Below are 19,641 nucleotides of genomic sequence, written 5' to 3'. Positions count from 1 at the left end.
GTTAGGTAAAAAATGAAAATAACATCACTTACCATTGGTGGATTTAAAGGCATCAAAAACAAAGCGACCATTCCACTCGCGCCCATCACCTTGTTCTTTGGCGCGAACAGTACAGGTAAAAGCACAGTATTACATGCACTGCTGTATCTGTATGAAGTAGTCGCCAAACGTAATTTTGATGCGCAGTACAGCTCAATCTCAGGGGAGTCACTTTACTTTGGCGGTTTTCAAAACACTGTTCATGGCAAGGATTTAAATGGCGTTATCACCCTTGGCGCAACTCTAGATTTTAGAGATGGTGCAGCGGACATTTGGGATGATTATTTATCTGATTCTGAGCGCTGGCTATTAGAGTCTAACTTGGGTTTCACACCCGATTCAGACGCAGACGTTATATCCTTTGAGTTAGACATTAAATGGGATCATACCAAAAAACGTGCGTACATCAGCCGATATGTATGTAAAAGCCATGGTATTGAGTATTTCAAAATAACCGCTCAAGCCGGTCGACCAGATTGCCAAATTACTCACTATCAACCATTGCCGCATTGGGAAGTAGATGAATCATTTAAAGTCGAGAATCTCTTTGATTCTGGCCAGTGGGAAGATGTTTCAATAAACGGTCAAAATGCGTTGCCTGACATCTATAAGAGGCTTGACCTATCAGAACCTCCGTTCGAGTGGTCTGATGTTTTCGAAAGTCATCCGTTAGCTGCCCAGTTGTTTGCTGAAGCTTCACTCTCTCAAGCAGCGTTTGCACCACTAAAACTATTAGTGAAAAAACTTGAAGACTTGCTTCACATTGGGCCGCTACGTATTGTGCCAGCGCGAGCAACCGTCTTGAACAAGAATACGAATCCTCAGCGTTGGTATGACGGCACAGCTGGCTGGGAGACTTTCGCCTTTTCGAGTGAAAGGGTTAAAACCAAAACTAATGAAAAGTTCATTAGTAGCCAGTTCTTTGGCACTAATTACTGCTTTGAGTCTCCAGCTTACGGTGAAGCTAGTTTGAGTGAAAAGTCAATCATCCTTAAAGACTCTCAGACTGACATCCCTTTATTGCCGTCAAGCGTTGGTGTTGGCGTATCGCAAGTATTCCCATTTGTAGTTGCGACCTCAATTGAACAAGATCTTATCGTATCGTGCGAGCAACCTGAACTGCATATTCACCCGAAATGGCAGTTAGCTTTGGGGGATATGATGCTAGAGGCAACTAAGAAAAATACTGACCGTATGTTCTTGGTTGAGACTCACAGCGAACATTTGCTATTGAGGTTGTTAAAGCGCCGCCGTCAAACCGCAGATGAAGAGATCGAATACGAACCATTTGGTTGTAAGAAAAGTGATGTACAGATAGTTTTCTGTGAGCAGTCTGAAGGTAAAACTCGTTTAATTCCAATCAAAACAACTGACGAGGGTGAGTTTGATGCACCGTGGCCAAATGGCTTCTTTGAAGAAAGAAGAGAGGAGCTATTCTGATGTTGCATTTGGAATTTGCGGTCGCGCCAAGTCAAATTAATTCTTTGATGGATCTTGTGATACTGGAAGCAAGACTGGGCTACGAAAAAGGAGCTGTATTATCACGTTTTCCCAAAGCCTGGTTCAAAGAAGTCTCTCAACAGCTAAATGCTGAACTTGATGGAACCAAACTAGACAGAGCGACTGAAAAGCTCAGAGCTTTGCAATCAAGCAAGTTAGTTTCATTTGGAAGGGCGTTTGACGGAGAAGGTTGGGTTGAGGCTGCTAGAAATAGCCACGATGCTAAGTTATTCCATCGGTTGATTGAAGACTCCTTCGACGATCGCCCTGTATTTGTTTCATCACTTATAGATTTGGAGGATGCAGATTTTGCGTATATATCTCTTTACACACGTGAGGCTGAGTCTTTAGCAAGTGCAGCTTCTGGTCTTCTCTTTGGCGCAGAAAGGGTAACAATCTACGATCCATATATTTGCGCAACTAAAGCTGGTAGCCGCAAGACACTTTTGGAATTGATGAAGCTATGTAAGAAAGGTGAAGTAGAGTTACACGTCTTTTCGGAAGAAGACGGAAAACCTGATTGGGGACGTACAGAACAAGCTCTCATTGAGTTTAAGGAAGCTATGCCTGAAAACATTAAGCTGTACTGGTATTGCGCTGATGATAAAGGCTCGGGGTTCTTGCACTCTCGAGGTTTATTTACAGCGAAAGGGGGGCTGATTTACGACAGAGGGTTCTCAGAGCCGGGCGATGTAGATCAGACTCAAGAGTTGACTGAGATTACACCGATGCCAATTGATTTGCTACAAGCAAAAGCTAGCTCTTATAACGCCTCTCTTCAATATGAAGATTTTGAACTTGTTAGAGGTGTGTGGTCTTCTCATCCTTGATTAGCAATTGGAGTTTGCAACTTGATGCGATACATGTGGCAGGATTATTTGGCTGTTAATTTGTTTACATATGGTAAATATTATTACCATATAAAACTGTGATAGTTTGCAAAGATTCAATTAAATCATAATGTTAGCGTTTGGCATGCTTGTTGATTGCATTGTTGTATCAACATTTACGAATCGAGGTGCCATCGAATATGACAGACGCTAATTCTACTACTTTAACAATTCCATCATTTTCTTTTCCGGATATCCAAGTATCTGGAAATAGAGTCGAGAGGTTCGGACGTCGCTCGTTTGAGCTCGCTGTATCGATAGCTGCTACAGATAATGCAGGTATTGTTGTCTGTAAGTCGCCTATTGGAGGTGATTTCGTCCAGTTCTATATTGTAAAAAGTAAGCGCGTTTGTACTTCGCACCTTGAAAATTACCCAGTTTTATACACATTAAAACCTTCGAGTTTTAAAGCGCTGGGTGTTGAATCTGATCTTGGGTGGCTAAAGCACCCGTTGACGAAATTGAACGATTTGAAACCTTCGCAAATTTCCCAATCTTGGCAAAATCAGTTCATGTTCAAGGCGGAAGACAATGAGTCGGGTACTTTGGGATTACGTACGCCTCAAATCGGAGCTCTTCACGCAATCTCTGCTGAGTTTTCAAAGTCAACGAATATAGAGCCTAGTACAGTCGTTCTACCTACTGGAACAGGTAAAACAGAGACTATGTTGGCGGCGACGATCTACCACCGTTGCGATAAAGTCTTAGTGTTAGTTCCTTCAAATTCGTTACGAGATCAAATCGGCGACAAGTTTAAAACTCTTGGTTGCTTAGCTGAGCTTGATGTTGTACCCGAGGAAATACTCCATCCTGCTGTCGTGAAGATCAAAAAGGGCATTAAGACTGTAGAAGAGGCGCAGAAGCTGCTCGACAGTGCTAGTGTGCTAGTTGCAACACCTCAGATACTGAACAATTCAGGAGTACTCGAAACAATCTGCAACGCTTGTAGCCATCTGTTTGTTGACGAAGCTCATCATATTTCAGCTAATACGTGGAATGGAATAAAAGAGCAATTTGTTGGAAAAAGAGTTATTCAGTTTACCGCTACGCCTTTTCGTAATGATACTCAAAGCTTGGGTGCCAAAATCATCTACAACTACACAATGGGTGAAGCTCAAAAAGCAGGCTATTTTACTAACGTACAGCTCGAACCAGTAGAAGAATACTTCCAAGATTCCATGGATCTCGCTATCGCAGATAAAGCAATCAAGTTGCTTCAGCATGATATGGATTCAGGGCTCGACCATTTAATGATGGCTAGGGTGAAGACTAAAGAAAGAGCGAAAGAAGTTTTTGCTCTATATCAGAAATTGGCACCAGAACTTAAACCAGTATTGGTTCATTCTGACCTTTCTAAAACGGTACAAAATCAGCGGCTAGCCTGCTTGCGCTCAAGAGAGGCAAAAGTTGTGGTTTGCGTTGATATGTTAGGTGAAGGCTACGATTTACCTAACTTAAAGATTGCCGCTATTCACGACCATCACAAAAGTTTGGCTATAACGTTACAGTTTATTGGGCGATTTACTCGTGTATCCCACAAAGAAACGCTCGGTTCTGCAAGCGTGGTTGTGAATATAGCAGATCCTGGCGTTGAAGGTGCGTTGCAGAAATTGTACGCACTTGGTGCTGATTGGGATGAAGTGTTAAGACGCTTGTCAGAGAATCAAATAGACCGAGAGGTACGATTACAGGAGGTTGTTGACTCTCTTAGAGGGCAAGGGGACTTGCATGAACAGCTTTCGCTTTGGAACTTGCGACCATCTTGCTCTGCGATGTTATTCAAGACAGATTGTGATAGTTGGAATCCTGAAAAGTTCACGGATATTAAATTCAGCCATGATGAAATGTGGCACTCAGTTTCAACCGAAGAAAATATATTGGTGTTGTTAGCTGTAGCTAGCACGTCGGTGAAGTGGGGGCATTTTAAAGACGTGAAAGACATCAACTACAAAATACTGATAGCTCATTGGGATAATGAACGTAACGCTTTACTCATTTATTCAAATGACTATAAGGGGTTTAAAGTAGAAGTACTGGCTGAAAAATTATGTGGTGAGTCGACTTATGTTATGTCAGGAAAACAGATCTTTAATGTTCTCAATAACATTGAATATCCACTGGTGAATAATCTTGGTTCTGCTCAAAACGGAGCGATCAGCTTTACGCAATTCTTTGGACCAAACGTTACTGAGGGGTTAAGCGCAGTTGAAAAATCTGCGTCAACTCTAAGTAATATTGCGGCCATGGGTTACGAGGATGGCAACAAAGTATTGTGGGGGTGTTCTGAGCGTAAAGGTAAAGTTTGGTCTCCCAAAGCAGGTTCAATCGCCGATTGGTTACTCTGGGCAAAAGCAGCATGGGATAAAGTAGTAGAAGGTGGTAATGATGATACAAACATTACACGTGACTTCTTAAGACCGCAGAAAATAGACAAGCCTCATCCTTATATGCCGATATCGATTCAGTGGGGGGAACAACTTCAAATTCGTAATGAAGAAGGCGTCAAAATCTATTTTGGTTCATCTTCATTCTACTTGTATGAAGTCGACTTAAAAGTGACATGGGATGAACAAACCAAAGAACCTATTCTGGTTTTTGAGTCCTCTCAAGCCACATCAAAATACAAACTTCTGATAGCTCAAGAGCTGTCTAAAGGTTATGACTATCAATTGTTAGACGGTGAGCCTATCTCCATTCAAGTAGGAAACTCTGAACCTAGAACGCTCATCGAAGAGATGTATCACGACCCAATATTCGTCTACTACGCTGATGGTTCATTTTCTTATAACTGTTACTGGGTTGAGGTGAGGGACAATATCGGTTGTTATTCTCCTGACGCTTTGAATCCTATCGAATGGGCTGTAGACATAACGAAAGAGTCAATGGGTGCGAACTTAAATACTAATACAGTACAGCATCGAACTTGGCAGCTTATCGACTCAGAGTACGACATCGTAATCAATGATGATGACCATGGAGAAGCTGCTGATTTAGTGGCAATTAAATCTCTGCCAGACAAGATAATTCTAAGCCTGTACCACTGTAAATACTCTCATGGTAGTGAGCCTGGAAGACGACTAAGTGATCTTTATGAAGTCTGCGGGCAGGCTCAACGTTCTGTACGTTGGAAACATGTTGGTCTTCCATATTTATATAAACATATTCAGAAGCGTGAAGGAGCTTGGAAAGGGCGAGGTCAAAGCCGTTTTCTAAAAGGGACTATGGCTCAGTTGGAAAGCATCAAGAATCGCTCACGCACTACACCTATCGAGTTTCAAGTCGCAGTGGTACAACCGGGAGTGAGTAAAGAACAAATTACAGAAGAGATGCTCAAACTGCTTGGAACAACAGAACTTTTTATAAAGAAAACAACATTAGCTGACTTACGCGTGTGGTGCTCGGAATAAATCCGTTCCCAAATTTACGCTAACGACATAAAGAGAAGGAATTTATTGTGACAACGACAGTATGTGCAACAACTATGAATAGAAAAGACAAGCTCCAAACCCTATTGGCTCAGATGAGTGATGGATTATTGGAAAGAGAGCATCAAGTTCGACTAATGATGCTAGCTGCACTCTCCGGTGAGCATGTCTTACTCGTTGGGCCTCCAGGAACGGCTAAAAGTGAATTGGCAAAGCGACTGAAAAGTGTCTTTGTTGAGGCTAATTACTTTGAACGATTAGTGACGCGTTTTTCTGTTCCAGAAGAGCTGTTTGGGCCGCTTTCGATCAAAGCGTTGGAAGACGATCGTTATAACCGGCTTACTAGTGGGTACCTGCCTGAAGCATCTGTGGCGTTTATCGATGAAATCTTTAAAGCAAACAGTGCAATCTTAAACAGTCTTCTAACTTTGCTGAACGAACGCCAGTTTGATAACGGCAACCGAAGAGTCAATGTTCCTTTAATCTCTGTTGTAGCAGCAAGTAACGAGTTACCGGAAGGCGAAGAGCTCAGCGCTTTATACGATAGATTCATTCTGCGTTCTTATGTGTCGCCTGTGTCTGATGAGTCATTTGAACAACTTCTGAACGGGACGTTAAAAAAGTTTGATCCTGAACTGAATGTTCGCTTAAAGCTTGATGACCTAGATGAGGTACAGAAGCTAGCTGAAAAAGTGGAGTTAACTGCCGCTACGATTGAGGCCTGTAAAGAGTTCAAAAACTACCTGAAATCGCAAGATATAAAGGTATCTGACCGCCGTTGGCGTAAGCTAGTGAAATTAATAAAAGTGTCGGCTTTCACTTCTGGATTTAACGAAACCAGTATTTATGATACTTGGATTTTGCCGCATTGCTTATGGGAGCAACCAAAGCAATTTGAAGGCCTACAAGAGCTCTACAAGCGATTGGTGACTGTTGATGGAAAAACGCCACCATCACGCCTATTACAAGTTTTGAGTGTATGGGAAAGTAGGTTAACAGAAGAAAGCTGCCCGCATAAAAAAGATACTCAAGGAAAACTACTCTATATCGATTGTAATGGTAATGAAACGACTAAAAAGTCTAGTGAACGTCAAGCGACGGATAAAAACGGTAGATTGCTATATCAAGACTATGACGGAAGTAAAACTACGAACAGCAATTATGGTCGGTTCGAACCTTGGAGGGAAAAAGTGGAGAACAATCCATTGATTGGTAGTACTCGATTTTCCAATGCTCATATCGAAAGTAGAGTATTAAGCGTTCAAGAAATAGTGAATAACATCGAGCAGCACATTGATACTGTTAAGCAAGAATTGCAGACAGTTGCACAATACTTCGATAGTCACCTTTGGTTAGATTGCAGTTTATTACCAGAAATTGTCGACGCACTAAATGAGTCATTGAAGCAGGCTGAAAAGCTGTTAAATAGAGCTAATAAACTTGTTGATGGGTTTAGTTGTTTGCCTTTGGAAGAAGACCCAAGTATTGAAATTGCAGAGCTAGTTTCTTCTGATGATCCTGTGGAAGGAGAGCTGTGTGATTAGAGAATCGTACCAGATTGGCTTTCCGCTATTTAACATGGATAGTCAATTTACATGCCTCGATAATGTGCCGGAGAAGTTTCTTCCGGCTGTTATTACAAATACTGATGGTGAGTTATTAGAGCGGTGTGAGTCTTTAGTTAATTCCAGAAATGAACTTCTTATGGGAGGGAATCCGACGTGTTTAACTCCATTAGCCCCCCAGACACTGACTGATGCGATTTGTAAAGTGCTAGAAGACACTGGATTAAATCGTTACTGCGTTCAGAATGAAGAGGTCACAGATGCTCTGCTATCTGACATTCTTACGACAATAGACGAGCTTCAATCTAAGGCATCTCCTCTGATAAATGACCTTATTAAGAAGCTAGAAGATGAAGCGTTAAATCAAATCAAGCAAGCTTTAGAGAAAAAAAAGAGTAAGCGTAAACAAGTCAAACCTCTGTCTATGACTAACGCACAGCGGGCGCTAATTGCCGAAACTGCCTCGGAGGAGATCTGGCAGAAGCTGATCTCTGAACAGGATAGGGTTGGTATCTTGCCTGTTGTATGGCAAGAGAGGCTAGCGGTATGGTCACAATTAGAAGAGGTATTTACTGAGCTTGGGTTGATCACCGGTCTAGGGTTTGATTTATCAAAAGGCGTTTTTCAAAGCCATGGTTGGCTAGATATTGTTAGGTTGAACAAGCTTGTTAAAAAGCTTCCCAAGTTACAAAGCTTGATTCGGGACTTAGGGCGAGAAGATCAAGCCGAAGGGGCAGTACTTGAAAAAATCGTAATTAAAATGAGTGTCGCTGATCGTCATGAGAAGTATGTGACGACACCTCTTGTTCCAATGGAAACTAAAGGCATTACTCGTTCAGATTCGATTTCTAGAATGTTGCCTCAAGAAGCCTCGCTGTTAACTAACCTTGTGCTTAAAAAACTCTGGCATGCTAAGCGTGCAGAGCATGCTTTACTTTCTTACTCAGTGGAAGGGACTGAGTTTTTGGAAACAGAAGAGCTAATAGAACAAGAGTCCATTAGTGAAAAACAGGGTAATAAAAGCAATAAAAAACGAGGTCCGATGGTGATTTGCTTGGATACTTCAGGCTCAATGAAGGGATTACCAGAAAACATTGCCAAAGCGACCGTTTTGGAATGCTTGAAAGCGGCCTACAAAGAGCAACGGCGTTGCTACGTTTATCTCTTTGGAAGTAAGAAGGAGGTTAGTGAGCTTGATTTGACGTTAGATGCTTCGGGGGTTAATGACCTACTTAACTTCCTCACGATGTCTTTTGGAGGTGGTACAGATGCTGAAGGGCCACTCAACAAAGCGCTGGAAAAGTGTGATTCAGAAGAATGGCATAAAGCCGATGTTTTGTTAGTGAGTGATGGTGAGTTCCCAGTGACTTCGGGGTTAAGTCGGAAAATTAGCAACCGAAGAGAGAAGCATGGGCTACAGGTACACGGTATACAAATCGGTAATTCTCACTATACATCAATGAGCAAAATTTGTGACCCAATGCATTACATCTCAGAGTGGGTGGAATTAAGGCGTTAATAAAAGTAAGAGGATTTTTATGTGCCGAGCAAAAAATGTGTTCGATGTATCTATTCAAGACGCTGAAAGGATTTTAGAGGCCTATGAACATATGAAGAGTATCCCAGATTTAGGACGTGACCCTGAAGAGCTTAAACGCGCCGCGCTAATAATGTCCTTAACTGCGTGGGAAACTTATGTAGAAGATAAGATTAGTGAAGAGGTCGAAATTCAAACCAGGGTACTTCAAGGGTCTCAGATAGGTAACTTTATCGGCAACTCGTTAGAAAAAGAGCTAAAATTTTTTCATACACCTAATAGTAAGAAAACTAAAGATCTCTTTGAGCGTTTTCTCGGCATAGATGTGACGACGTCATGGTCATGGCCAGGTTATGAAGAACCAGAGAGAACTCGAAGTAAATTAAATGAATGGATAAAAAAGCGTGGTGATGCTGTTCATCGTTCTGTTTTGGATAAGCAAACCACTCATCTTATTAGTAAACCAGAAGCAGAAAAATGTATTAGATTTTTCAAAAGCTTGGTTGAAGCAACTGAAAATGCACTAGCACAGTAAATTTTTGACCTATAATCACCATTATTTAAACGGTAGTTTAAATAATGGTGATTATGTACTTTATGGTAAATTAGTTAAGTTAAATCAATTACTTATTATCTAGTCAAAACATTACTGGTATACAAGTTTAAACACCCTACGAAGTCTTGTATTATTTGTTCGAGTGTAAACTTACCGTCGGCGTACCAAACTAAATTTCTGATACTGCAAATTACGTTTAATCAAAAATGTTCACTACTTTATATGTTTCGGAGGATAGGGCACTCCAAAATCGATAACCAATCTATTTGCACTAACCTCTTTATGTCACGGAACAACGACACACGACTTTTGGGCACCGCCAATTGTCACTCTTATTCTCATTTTTTGTCTTGCTTCTGGCTCTGGTGTAATTCACGAATGAGGTATGGGGATAAGCAACGCTCAATATTACGCACTTGGTTTTGTAGCCGAATTGTTTTTGCTATGTCAATAATGCATTCAGTATTACCCTGTAGCATCTTGCGTGCAGTTTTTACTTGCTCTATTAGACTTGCATTAGCTCTCTCTAAATCTGCTCGTGTCATTGATGCTGTGTCTTTCAAGGTTTTACCTAATGTGCCAGCCACTGCCTCTTTCTGCTGTTTAGCAAAAGATTCAATGAGACTCTTTCGACTTGTGAGTGTTGAACGTGTACTGATTAATCCTTTGGCGTTTAACCGTCTAAATAGATTTGCTTGTGTGATTGGAGATTGCTCGAAGCCCTCATCACACATTCGAATTAACTCCTTTTCAATAACCGTATTTAGTTCTTTACCTTTAATTTTATCGATCATTTATACCTCCTGAATGGCTTCGCATAGCATTGATGACACTTCGAGTATTAATGCAAAGGCCAAATGTGCTTTATTCTTATGCTTTTCGATTAAACTAGTTTTAACAGTTACGACTCTATCTCTTTGTTTTTTCCAGCTTACGTTGCTCAAGCGCGAACAGGCTGGACAGCATTTGAGGTTTCTGCATGTTGTCCAATTCCAACAAGTTGATTTGAACTTTCTCGTCTTCAAACGCCTGGGATTGACCGAGATGGTACTGGATGTGCTCCTTGCGAAGATTGAGAGTTGCTAGGATTTCATCAGCCTCGGCTACCTCCATATGGCCAGCCATTTCCATTTCATTGATGATCGCAATTTCAGACTCAAGGCTCGCTGCCAATTGTTCCACTTTCTGAAGCTCACCTTCACATCCGGTAAGTGTGAAATATGGACATGGGCTTCCGTCTTGGCACTTTATGTTATATGGACATTGGAATGTTGTTAGTTTGCGACGGCAACTACCAACATCCATGGGATTCAAGTCAGTATGACGCGCTGCTGCTTCTTCCTTTTCCTTCTCGCTCAACATGCCAAACATTTCATCAAACTCACTAAAAGCAGTACTGTTTGAATTACTTACCACATCAATGACGAACGCAGCTTTATCTTGCGCAGTCGTATGAGTATTTATGGCTTGAGCTAGTGCATTTGCTGAGGTCAATTTGGGGTTCAAACCGATCTTGCCTTGCTTTTTAATGCGCTCTAATGCTGTTTCTTGTTTAAAATACGAGTCTGTGTTTCCTGCCGTTACCAGTTTCGTTGAGATCGCTCGCTCGGTAATAGCAAGGTGCTGATAATGTTCATTTTGTGTGAAATCTTTACGGCCCATAAACATCGCTTGAAGGTGGTCAGCTATTCCTGCAATGGCAATGAAGGTATTCAAACCATGGCGCGGGGTGTGACTGTACATCATGGTGAACTCACCATTTTCATCAGTGAGATTGTATTTGGCAAAGATGCTCCTTCCACGGTTATTTTCTTTAGGATAACCGAGGAAAGGACGCAGAATAGGTCCGGTGATGATCTGAGGAACTACTTTCATTGCACCGCTACGCTTAGTCGCAGCACTGCCATTGGGAATAATGAACAGCAAGGACTCATAAGGGATCTCATTAATGACTTTATTTTTTGAGTCTGTTTGACGAAAAATAAAGTCATTTGATAGTTCTGGAGTACTTTCGATGAAATGTCGAATAAAGCATTCTATATCCGCCTGTGTATAACGAAATTCTTTTCGGATAGCATCAAGTTCAACGACAGAATGAGGTTCAATACCGCTCCCTGAGTTACTAATTTTCTTCTTAGCGTTATCCCTTAATGCGGAGCGGCCACGGCTATTGATAGCAGAATTTGCAGTGGATTCATAAACCTCATCTACAATGGCATCGAGGTTGACTAGTCGCTCATTCATTTCGACCACGTTGGTACTTCTTGTATGCCACGCTTTCGGCAGGTAGGACTCAAAGCCCTTGTTTCGAACATACTCAATTTGGGCACGAAGTTTCTCGGTTAACACAATGGTGTCGACCCAAAGTTCCTCAACAACCTCCACGGCGAATGGTTCAAGCCAGTGAGTCCGATGGCCGGCACCTTTTTCACCCAAATAGACGATTCCGACATAGAACGTTGGCAAACCACGTTGCTCCATCAGCGCTTTAGTGACCTGGTCTTCAATTTCCACTATTTTATAGCTGTTGTAACGTATGGTAGCTGCTTCCATATGGCGAAATCCGGTGACCAACAGTAGTAACACAAGGTTCAGCATGATCCGCTCGCCATCGTGCTGGACCATGCCTCGCAGAGCCACCACATTTAAGAAGGTCTGGATGGAGAGGTTCTTTTCATGCTCATCTTGATCGAGGTCTTCTCCATACTTTACCTTTTTGGCTTTCTTACCGGCCTTGGTTGTGCGTGTCGCAATGCCTCTTTGTTTCTTTTTGATTTCGATGGGCGTCAACGTAAACCCTAAGTAGTTAATTTTTTGGGCAATTACATTGGCATCATCGTAGTCTTTGGCGGCATTAATAAGCGCATTGTTGCCAGTGCGTGATTGCGCTAGCATGTCTACCGCATCTTGCAGAAAATCGGATGTAATATTGATTGGGTGAGGTTCAACGCCTGCCATCACCATACGGACGTAAACCCTTTTTAAAATCAACTGCTGTGCCAATACAGACTGCCCGGATGGGTTACGATTATGATTGAGGGAGACGCAATAGGCTTTAATGAAGTCTGAAAAAATATTATTGATTTCAAACCTTTTAATTTCTTTTTCATTGGGTTTGAACATTCCGCCAGCACGGGCGGTCTTCACTTCAAAGAAAGTAAGAACTCTATGTGCCTTTGCGAGAAAGCCGCATGACGAAGGTCCATACGTCCAAGTATTCGTTTCCCACGAATAATAGTTGTCTGGGTCAGTGATGCCGATATTCACATCAGGCAATAAAGCCGTCTTGAAAAAGGTCTTTTGAACCGTGATAAATTGTTCTAAGGCTTCGTAATTATCTTTCATCGTAAGCCCTCCTTGAGGCGGTTAATGACCATTTCTATTTCATTCTTGGATTGTGTGGCAGCGTCAATCAGTGGGTTGTTATGCTGGCCTGCGTCTTGCGACGTTTTGACCAATTCAAATAGTTCATGCGTGATGACTTCAAGGACGGCTTCATGCTTGTTCAAGCTTTTAAACGGCCGAAAATAAAAGCAGGCATAACAAGAGCGGACCAACGCAAGATGGCACTTATCTTGTGTGCGGTTACAGCCACCGATACGGTGAAATAATTTCCCCTTAAGCATACCTGAGACCTTTTTGCCAGACCATTCAGACTCATTGGTAATATAACCGGTGAGCAACAGCCCCATCATGTCTTTCCAGACTGGGTTTTGACCGAGAGCCTTATGCTTCTGCAGTGCCAGTTCAGGGGTAGACATGATGTAATATTGCGCCGCAACTGTAGTTGTTTGACCGAGCACCATGGCGATTTCCTCAGCACTGGCACCAGCCATTGCCATCGAATGACCAATGTTGTGGCGAAAGTCATAGGCGGTATAAATAAGACGATGCATTTTTTTTGAGAGAATTTTTTCTTTTACATCATTCGGCTGAATGAAGAGCAACGCATCATTTAACGCTTTATGGATTTCCCGCGATAATGTCTTATTGACGTCCCCAGTATAAGGAAATAGTGCATCGTCATCCCCAATGTTAAAGCGATGTTTATATTCATCTATTAAACATCCTATTTCCTGACTCAAATTCACTTTTGGTACGTCAACGGGCACTGTTGGCTGTTTTGCTAAAGGGACGGCCACTTCGTAGAGCTTTAGTGCAGTTATATGATTGACTGTGACCAGCTTTACTGAGCTACCGATTAGCATGGAAAACTGTTGTGGTCGTGGGCCTATAGCAAACGATAAGCCCAATACGCAGAGGTTCTTTAAGTCCTTGTCAGCCAATGATCTGAGCCCTTCCTCTGTCCCAAATTCCACCAAACGATTGGCTATAAGGTTCTTCAAGTGGGTGGGCATGGTATCTTCAACTTCTTGATAGCGAAGAAAGGGGTCAGTAACATTTGGGGACGCTATACAATTCAAAATTTCCTCATCATCAATATCGAAACCAGGGAACCGATGACGTATCAATGTTTGAGTGGCCGACTTGAGTAGATAGTAGTCCATTGAGTTGGTAGTCTTTGAGAGTACATCAAGTCGTTGTCTAAATTGGGTAAATGAGACGTTCTTTGACTCTTTAAGAAGCTTTTTTAATGCGTTGAACCGAATATACCCAAGAGGTGCGGTGTGACATTCCGTATGTATTGAAGATAGCCATTTCAACAGCTTGTTGCTGAGATCGTCTAAGTCAAATTTTTCAAGATGGGTACGCCCCATGCGGACATATTCCCAACAGTCATTTTTCGTCTGAACATATGGAGTGTCGAACTTAGAGGCTTGGGTAATCGCCATCACACTCGGTAGTTCCATGCTATTTATAAACTCAACCTGTTCCGGTGTGAATACAGAGCTAATACCTCTGTGATCTTCTTTCTTAACTGAATGCAGCATCCCATTGATCCTTATTAAAATCAGTGTCACGGTTTACATTAAAGTGATTGCGATAAACCTCCATGAGCGTTTGATTGGCATTCTCTTGAATGAATCGCTTAGCGTATTTGGCTGGCATAATGGACTTCTTAGCCCATCCTCCCATAACTCTCAATTGATCCTGCGCATCCTCCATAATCCCCTTAATATTGACAACTCCGTAGTCAATATACCGACGCTTTTCCTTCTCATAAATGGCCGACAACATTGCATAGGCCCAAGTATGACGAAGCCAATGAGGGGTGATAGTTTCACTGATGAAGTCAGCATATTGTGGGTTGAAATGTTCTGGGAAATGTGTCTTAAACGATTCAGCGACTAGTTTAAATTGAGTCTGAATGGTGGTGTAGGATATCGGTTTGTAGGGTTTCAAAGAGGAAGCGAAGATGAAATCGTGCTCACATTCATTAGGACGGATGAATTCGAAATAGATTTGAATTTTATTGTAGTCGTCGGCTGTGATTTCCACATCACGAACGCTATCGACTGTCTTAATTTGTGGCTTGTTGTGACGCACATCGTTCATGGTGGCATCGTTTAAATCATCCTCTTCCAAATTACGAACTCGCATGATCACTTTACTAGAGTCACTCCTTAATGGAAGGAAGGATTGTTTGCGCAGTAGCAATGACTCTCCAATACGCAAACCATAGCGAACGAGCAAAGTTGTCAGCAGGTAATTACGCATCTGCACATCGTAACTGGCAATGGGATTTAGTGGGTTTTCCTTAATAAGGGTGAAGGTAGTTTGAATACTGCCGTCTGGTAATGTAACTGGAACTGGCTTCATCACATCTGGCGTTAGAATACGGAAAAAATCTTCAAATTGCTCGCTGGTCATGCTGCGGAGGGTGCTGTAAGCTGGGGCTTCTTTATTGGATTTCTTCCATTTCGCGAATTTACGTTTTGAATCTTTCAAACGCAGTTTGATTTCGGTGCGCAAACGACGCAGCTGATGAGGATCTTCATCAAAGTAGGCCGTAGTCAAATAAACCCCCGACAAGAACTGAATAAAATTGCAGATCACCTGGCAATGTTTAGCTGCCGTTCGTTTTTTCTTAGCCAGCGATTTCTGGCTGTTGTTCGATGATGGTATTTTGATCACATTAGCAATTTGTTTATCCGCAAGTAGATAATCCCAGAAGGCCATTAGTTCGTGCGTTATAACATCAAAGTCTTGGTAGTTTTTCAGATGCAAAGCATAGTCAAGGGTAATGCTATATTTGGCTAACCAGAAGTCATAAAACAGCTTTAAAGATGTGAGATAGCTTTTTTGTGTCGCTAGTGATTTCTCCATGAGTTCTTGTTCGGTCCAGCGAAATGCAAGCAAAGGTGGCATAGTGGTCACCATATCCAGTAAGCAATAAAACTTACCATTGCAATTTTCAACCTTATACATATACAAATTCCCATTCGTAGATTTGACTCTTATGTACAAGAGTAGGTATGGAGATTTTGCTTTGTCAAGAAATTGGAAATCGTTTTAACTAGTTGAATTTATTATGTAAGTAAATTAGACATCTACAATTTACTGCTAGTAGGGAATTTAACATAAGATAGATAATACGCACTGATTTTGTAAGAGCAATATAGTAATGTCCGGTTTGAGCAACTTTAAAATGTCCTCCTAAGCTTAAAACAATGTTTGGCTTTGAGGACCTAAACTGCTGACTTTTTAAATATCTCTATTAGACATATCAGACAACTGTTAAACCAAACCAATTGGCAACTTTCCCAAGTTCGCCGACAGTTTCTACAATCCTCAGGTTCTTTATGTACGTTCTGAAAGCCTCATGTTTTTTCTATGCTTCAAAACTAACTGAAAATCACAATAACGATTGAATTAACGCTACGAGAATTTCCGTACCCACTGAGTCACATATTAAATGACAAGCGTCTCTTTTAAATCTCAATCGAATCTGTTGAATGTGACTCTGTGTTGAAATCTTGAACATGCTTACTCCTGTAACTACCTAGATTTCACGCACACCTCTGCATCCTTTGATAATTCATTACTTGAAAATGTCACAAGTTTCTAGCGGACGATCTTTGTCTTAGACCTTGTTGTTACTTCTTAGGTGCTTAGTTCCAATACCGTGCTTTGTTTCTAATGTTCAACAACGACCAGGATGGCGCTATGGTAACCAAGCAAAAAGCCAACGTACGAATGAATACCAATTCTCATGACGACACTTTCATTTGATAATGACTCATCTGGTACACTTTATTTTAGTGTAGATGCAAAAGCTTTGAGTTACAGCGTCACTACGGCTAACTATTGTCATACATCGGCCAAAGATGAAGCTCTATCATTCTAAATGCTCTGTATTGGATAGCCGGACAGGAGTTCAGTACAACCCCTTCAGTGATTTTGGAAAGTAAGAGATAGGAAGATTTTAGGCTATAAGATGAATGTCTGTACCGACAATAACAATAAGATATCATCGGCACAAAACAAAAAAGTGACGCGGTCACTAGATGCTATTGGTTAACTGACCAGGAACTCGTGATTTCATTTGAGCAATAGCCAAGCCTGACATTTGAACTTGTGAAAACCAGTAAGGACGGTGTTTTAGATTAAATAATTCACTATGATTTAAGGCTTCAAAAATTGAAAACGCATGGGCCTGAGCAAGCGCTGCACCATAAACACTCCTCTCAGAAACATTCACACCATCAACCTCCTCCACTAGCGCTTGTTTAATGTAGGTTGTATTTGGACTCCAATCGATATGTTCAATTAACTTATTAAGGAGTGTCATTTCCATACTGGAGAATACTTTCTCTAAGAAACCAGTATTTGGTAGGACTTCAGCACAAGCATAGTATTCATTGTGTTTGTCACTGGCTCCACGATAACTCAGCATCGTTTGCACGAGTGCGTCTTCGAATGTTTGAGAGAAATGATTGCACACTAGGAACATAGGCAAAATACGCAGCGTACCCAATAGAATTCCTACATCGGGATCTCGCACAGACGTATCTTGTAGACGTATACGTGTTGCGTTCGCCGTCACCATTAAGTGTTGCCATAGTTTAGGCGCTATATGCTTAGTATTCTCATCAGACCATTTAAGTAGCGGCTGGCTCATTAAAATAGGATAAAGCAAACGGCTATTATCAATGCCAATCTGACCTACAGCGACTTTAGGATCCAAGATGACTTTAGGCTTACGACCATATTTCTCACAAAACTGCCTATTGGAAACAAAGTCAGTTAAGCTAGACGACAGGCTTCGGTTCTCTTCTGCTAAACGGTGAAGTTTGTTGAAATTCAATGAAGGGGAATAAGCAACACTAGCAAAGGCGTTGAAATCCGGAAGCTGGGAGAAAAGTGAGCTTATGAGAGTGCTTTCAAGTTTTTTTTCTAGAAGCACTGAGGCTGTTTCACATACATCTTCTAGAACATAGCGCAGTGTATTTTGTTTAGCTGCGATCTTTTCACGCTTAGCGGCAACCCTATCCTGCTCACACATTAACAAGATGCGCTGGTTATTGGTTATACGCTCAGATTCTTTAAAAATCACATCATCACAATAGCGATTTTCTAAGCTAAGTAATGAGTCAACGAGATCCTGATTGAGTTTGTAATTAGGACTTACGAGCCACTTGTTAAAGCGTTCTGCAACATTCGATGATATCTTTCTTGAGAGTTCTACTACTTCAGGTGTGAAATTTTTATTTGCTAACAACAACCTACAAATCCCTTGACCACATTTTATTACCTGGCTGTTATAACAGCCTATCTAAATTATTAGTTCTGTATATTAAATGAAGTCGCATTATTTTTCACGGGATAGTTAACTGTTACTCAATAAATTTAGTTATAGTGCATTAAATCTTATTCCCTATGTTAAAAAGTGATCTGTATTCGAATGAACTTTTCGTAACTTTGGTAACGATATTGCTTCTTCGGTACTGCCTTTTTTGCTAGCTTACATAGCTTGGCATCTCCATGGGTTTTAACTCGGTGAACCTTTGTGAGTGCTTTGCTATGCCTCATTTCCAACATCAAGTCACAAAATCCATTAAGATCACTGCTCCCTTTAGCGTTAAGTGTTTTGATGACTTGTGACTTTATCTTTTTTGCTACTGGGTTTACTAGCGCATCATCAGCTATAGAAGCTTGAGAGATAACTAGTAGAATCAATAGTTTTTTCATAATACCTCCTCCTTAAGATGAAGGTATTATGCAGATAAGCGCTAAACCATTTGGATGGATTTAGAATGACAATATGCTAACAACTTAGCATTGATAGGGGCTCAAGCTCTCTTAGAGCCTTTCGATTTAAAGCCATTGTGAGGAAAAACGTTACGAATGCGTTGTTGGGTGCTTTTAGGTACCTGCTTTGAAAACTTTAAGTTATAACCTGAGCGCTTTGCATATACCTTAAGCTCTCCATCAAAGCTCTGGTTACGGCCAATCTCTTGTAAATTATGTTTGAAACTTGATGGCATATGCCCCTTGAATTGAGCAATCTGCCCCTTTGCAAACGTCACTTTGAGTACAGGCCTATCAATTGCGACAAGCCAGAATACGAGTACTGCCCCGATAAGAATCACATACATCATAACAGCCGCCTTAAATCACTATTTATCGTCAGATAATAACGCGCTCAAATCTTCTTTGAGGCTGGTTACCGTTTTACTTGCTTGTTCACTTCTTGATGCTTCACTGACTAAGTATTCAATTGCATCAGACAGAGTACAGCCTAGCTCGTTTGCTCTTTGTGATAGTTTTTCCCAAACGCGATAATCTAAATCAATCGATTTTTTCTTGGTATGAACTTGTTCAGCATTGAAATGACGCTTACGTTTCGCGCGAATAGCCTGCTTTAGCTTGTTGTCGAGCTCTAAAGACATGTGATCTTCTATCCACTCAAGAACGCCTGTCGGTTGGTGTTCTAGCTTCAGCAGATTCTGTACAGCAACATCTGCTTCACTTGAATCAATATGGCGGGTAATGGATTCACCTTCCTTCCATTTTTTTACCAGATAGTTCCATTTCCAACCACATTCCAAATTCTCAAGCTGCTGATATTTCATGTCAAATCCCAAACGTTAATCCTAGTGACAGCGTAACCCAAATTACCTAAATAGACAATTGAACAATTAAAAGAATAGACCAAGATCATACTTATATTGCTTGGTTTCTTGCGTTTAAACAGATACTTCTATTAGGCATTGTCGTTTTTCTA

At 41.3% G+C, this 19,641-nt stretch carries 14 protein-coding genes; 6 read left to right on the top strand and 8 right to left on the bottom strand.

The features are described from left to right. The first annotated feature begins 12 nt into the window (after positions 1–12). The 6 genes from OCV50_RS06675 to OCV50_RS06650 all read left to right on the top strand — a co-directional run bounded on the left by OCV50_RS06675 (position 13) and on the right by OCV50_RS06650 (position 9,491). A complete protein-coding gene (locus OCV50_RS06675; RefSeq protein ID WP_261904051.1) occupies positions 13–1,479 on the top strand; it encodes an AAA family ATPase in 1,467 nt (488 codons plus the stop codon). Beyond that, positions 1,479–2,369, top strand: a complete 891-nt coding sequence (locus OCV50_RS06670; RefSeq protein WP_261904050.1) for a hypothetical protein — start codon at positions 1,479–1,481, stop codon at positions 2,367–2,369. The genes OCV50_RS06675 and OCV50_RS06670 overlap by 1 nt, the downstream gene beginning before the upstream one ends. A gap of 200 nt (positions 2,370–2,569) precedes the next feature. Next, complete coding sequence (locus OCV50_RS06665; RefSeq protein ID WP_261904049.1) at positions 2,570–5,836, top strand: DEAD/DEAH box helicase; 3,267 nt, start codon at positions 2,570–2,572, stop codon at positions 5,834–5,836. A 47-nt stretch (positions 5,837–5,883) separates the two neighbouring features. Further along, a complete protein-coding gene (locus OCV50_RS06660; RefSeq protein WP_261904048.1) occupies positions 5,884–7,398 on the top strand; it encodes an AAA family ATPase in 1,515 nt (504 codons plus the stop codon). After that, the gene (locus OCV50_RS06655) at positions 7,391–8,938 is read left to right on the top strand and encodes a VWA domain-containing protein (RefSeq protein ID WP_261904047.1); all 1,548 of its coding nucleotides are present in this window, start codon (positions 7,391–7,393) and stop codon (positions 8,936–8,938) included. Before OCV50_RS06660 ends, OCV50_RS06655 begins: the two co-directional genes overlap by 8 nt. 19 nt (positions 8,939–8,957) lie before the next feature. Next, on the top strand, positions 8,958–9,491 hold the full coding sequence (locus OCV50_RS06650) for a HEPN domain-containing protein (RefSeq protein ID WP_261904046.1): 534 nt from the start codon (positions 8,958–8,960) through the stop codon (positions 9,489–9,491). A gap of 359 nt (positions 9,492–9,850) precedes the next feature. On the opposite strand, the gene OCV50_RS06645 is transcribed toward OCV50_RS06650, so the two are convergent. From OCV50_RS06645 to matP, 8 genes are all read right to left on the bottom strand, one after another. Then, on the bottom strand, positions 9,851–10,306 hold the full coding sequence (locus OCV50_RS06645) for a hypothetical protein (RefSeq protein ID WP_261904045.1): 456 nt from the start codon (positions 10,304–10,306) through the stop codon (positions 9,851–9,853). A 115-nt stretch (positions 10,307–10,421) separates the two neighbouring features. Then, complete coding sequence (locus tag OCV50_RS06640; RefSeq protein ID WP_261904044.1) at positions 10,422–12,857, bottom strand: hypothetical protein; 2,436 nt, start codon at positions 12,855–12,857, stop codon at positions 10,422–10,424. After that, the gene (locus OCV50_RS06635) at positions 12,854–14,404 is read right to left on the bottom strand and encodes a hypothetical protein (RefSeq protein WP_261904043.1); all 1,551 of its coding nucleotides are present in this window, start codon (positions 14,402–14,404) and stop codon (positions 12,854–12,856) included. The genes OCV50_RS06640 and OCV50_RS06635 overlap by 4 nt, the downstream gene beginning before the upstream one ends. Then, the gene (locus tag OCV50_RS06630) at positions 14,388–15,842 is read right to left on the bottom strand and encodes a site-specific integrase (protein WP_261904042.1); all 1,455 of its coding nucleotides are present in this window, start codon (positions 15,840–15,842) and stop codon (positions 14,388–14,390) included. Before OCV50_RS06630 ends, OCV50_RS06635 begins: the two co-directional genes overlap by 17 nt. Before the next feature lie 1,075 nt (positions 15,843–16,917). Next, entirely contained in the window at positions 16,918–18,138 is a 1,221-nt protein-coding gene (locus tag OCV50_RS06625) for a hypothetical protein (protein ID WP_261904041.1), read from the bottom strand. 158 nt (positions 18,139–18,296) lie between these two features. Continuing rightward, a complete protein-coding gene (locus OCV50_RS06620) occupies positions 18,297–18,605 on the bottom strand; it encodes a hypothetical protein (protein ID WP_261904040.1) in 309 nt (102 codons plus the stop codon). A 101-nt stretch (positions 18,606–18,706) separates the two neighbouring features. Next, positions 18,707–19,015 (bottom strand): DUF3634 family protein, encoded by a 309-nt coding sequence (locus tag OCV50_RS06615; RefSeq protein ID WP_261904039.1) that lies wholly within the window; start codon positions 19,013–19,015, stop codon positions 18,707–18,709. An 18-nt stretch (positions 19,016–19,033) separates the two neighbouring features. Next, on the bottom strand, positions 19,034–19,489 hold the full coding sequence (matP, locus tag OCV50_RS06610) for a macrodomain Ter protein MatP (RefSeq protein ID WP_239840831.1): 456 nt from the start codon (positions 19,487–19,489) through the stop codon (positions 19,034–19,036). Positions 19,490–19,641 lie beyond the last annotated feature (152 nt).

This window comes from Vibrio fortis (assembly GCF_024347475.1).
GTDB classification, from domain to species: Bacteria; Pseudomonadota; Gammaproteobacteria; order Enterobacterales; family Vibrionaceae; genus Vibrio; species Vibrio fortis.
This window is presented reverse-complemented; position numbering and strand designations above follow the sequence as displayed.

What these genes read in the sequence shown, in the direction of transcription:
- OCV50_RS06665 (WP_261904049.1), top strand. Translation starts at nt 2,570, where the DNA reads ATGACAGACGCTAATTCTACTACTTTAACAATTCCATCATTTTCTTTT.
- OCV50_RS06635 (WP_261904043.1), bottom strand. Translation starts at nt 14,404, where the DNA reads ATGCTGCATTCAGTTAAGAAAGAAGATCACAGAGGTATTAGCTCTGTA.
- OCV50_RS06615 (WP_261904039.1), bottom strand. Translation starts at nt 19,015, where the DNA reads ATGATGTATGTGATTCTTATCGGGGCAGTACTCGTATTCTGGCTTGTC.
- OCV50_RS06620 (WP_261904040.1), bottom strand. Translation starts at nt 18,605, where the DNA reads ATGAAAAAACTATTGATTCTACTAGTTATCTCTCAAGCTTCTATAGCT.
- OCV50_RS06650 (WP_261904046.1), top strand. Translation starts at nt 8,958, where the DNA reads ATGTGCCGAGCAAAAAATGTGTTCGATGTATCTATTCAAGACGCTGAA.
- OCV50_RS06645 (WP_261904045.1), bottom strand. Translation starts at nt 10,306, where the DNA reads ATGATCGATAAAATTAAAGGTAAAGAACTAAATACGGTTATTGAAAAG.
- OCV50_RS06630 (WP_261904042.1), bottom strand. Translation starts at nt 15,842, where the DNA reads ATGTATAAGGTTGAAAATTGCAATGGTAAGTTTTATTGCTTACTGGAT.
- matP (WP_239840831.1), bottom strand. Translation starts at nt 19,489, where the DNA reads ATGAAATATCAGCAGCTTGAGAATTTGGAATGTGGTTGGAAATGGAAC.
- OCV50_RS06675 (WP_261904051.1), top strand. Translation starts at nt 13, where the DNA reads ATGAAAATAACATCACTTACCATTGGTGGATTTAAAGGCATCAAAAAC.
- OCV50_RS06670 (WP_261904050.1), top strand. Translation starts at nt 1,479, where the DNA reads ATGTTGCATTTGGAATTTGCGGTCGCGCCAAGTCAAATTAATTCTTTG.
- OCV50_RS06640 (WP_261904044.1), bottom strand. Translation starts at nt 12,857, where the DNA reads ATGAAAGATAATTACGAAGCCTTAGAACAATTTATCACGGTTCAAAAG.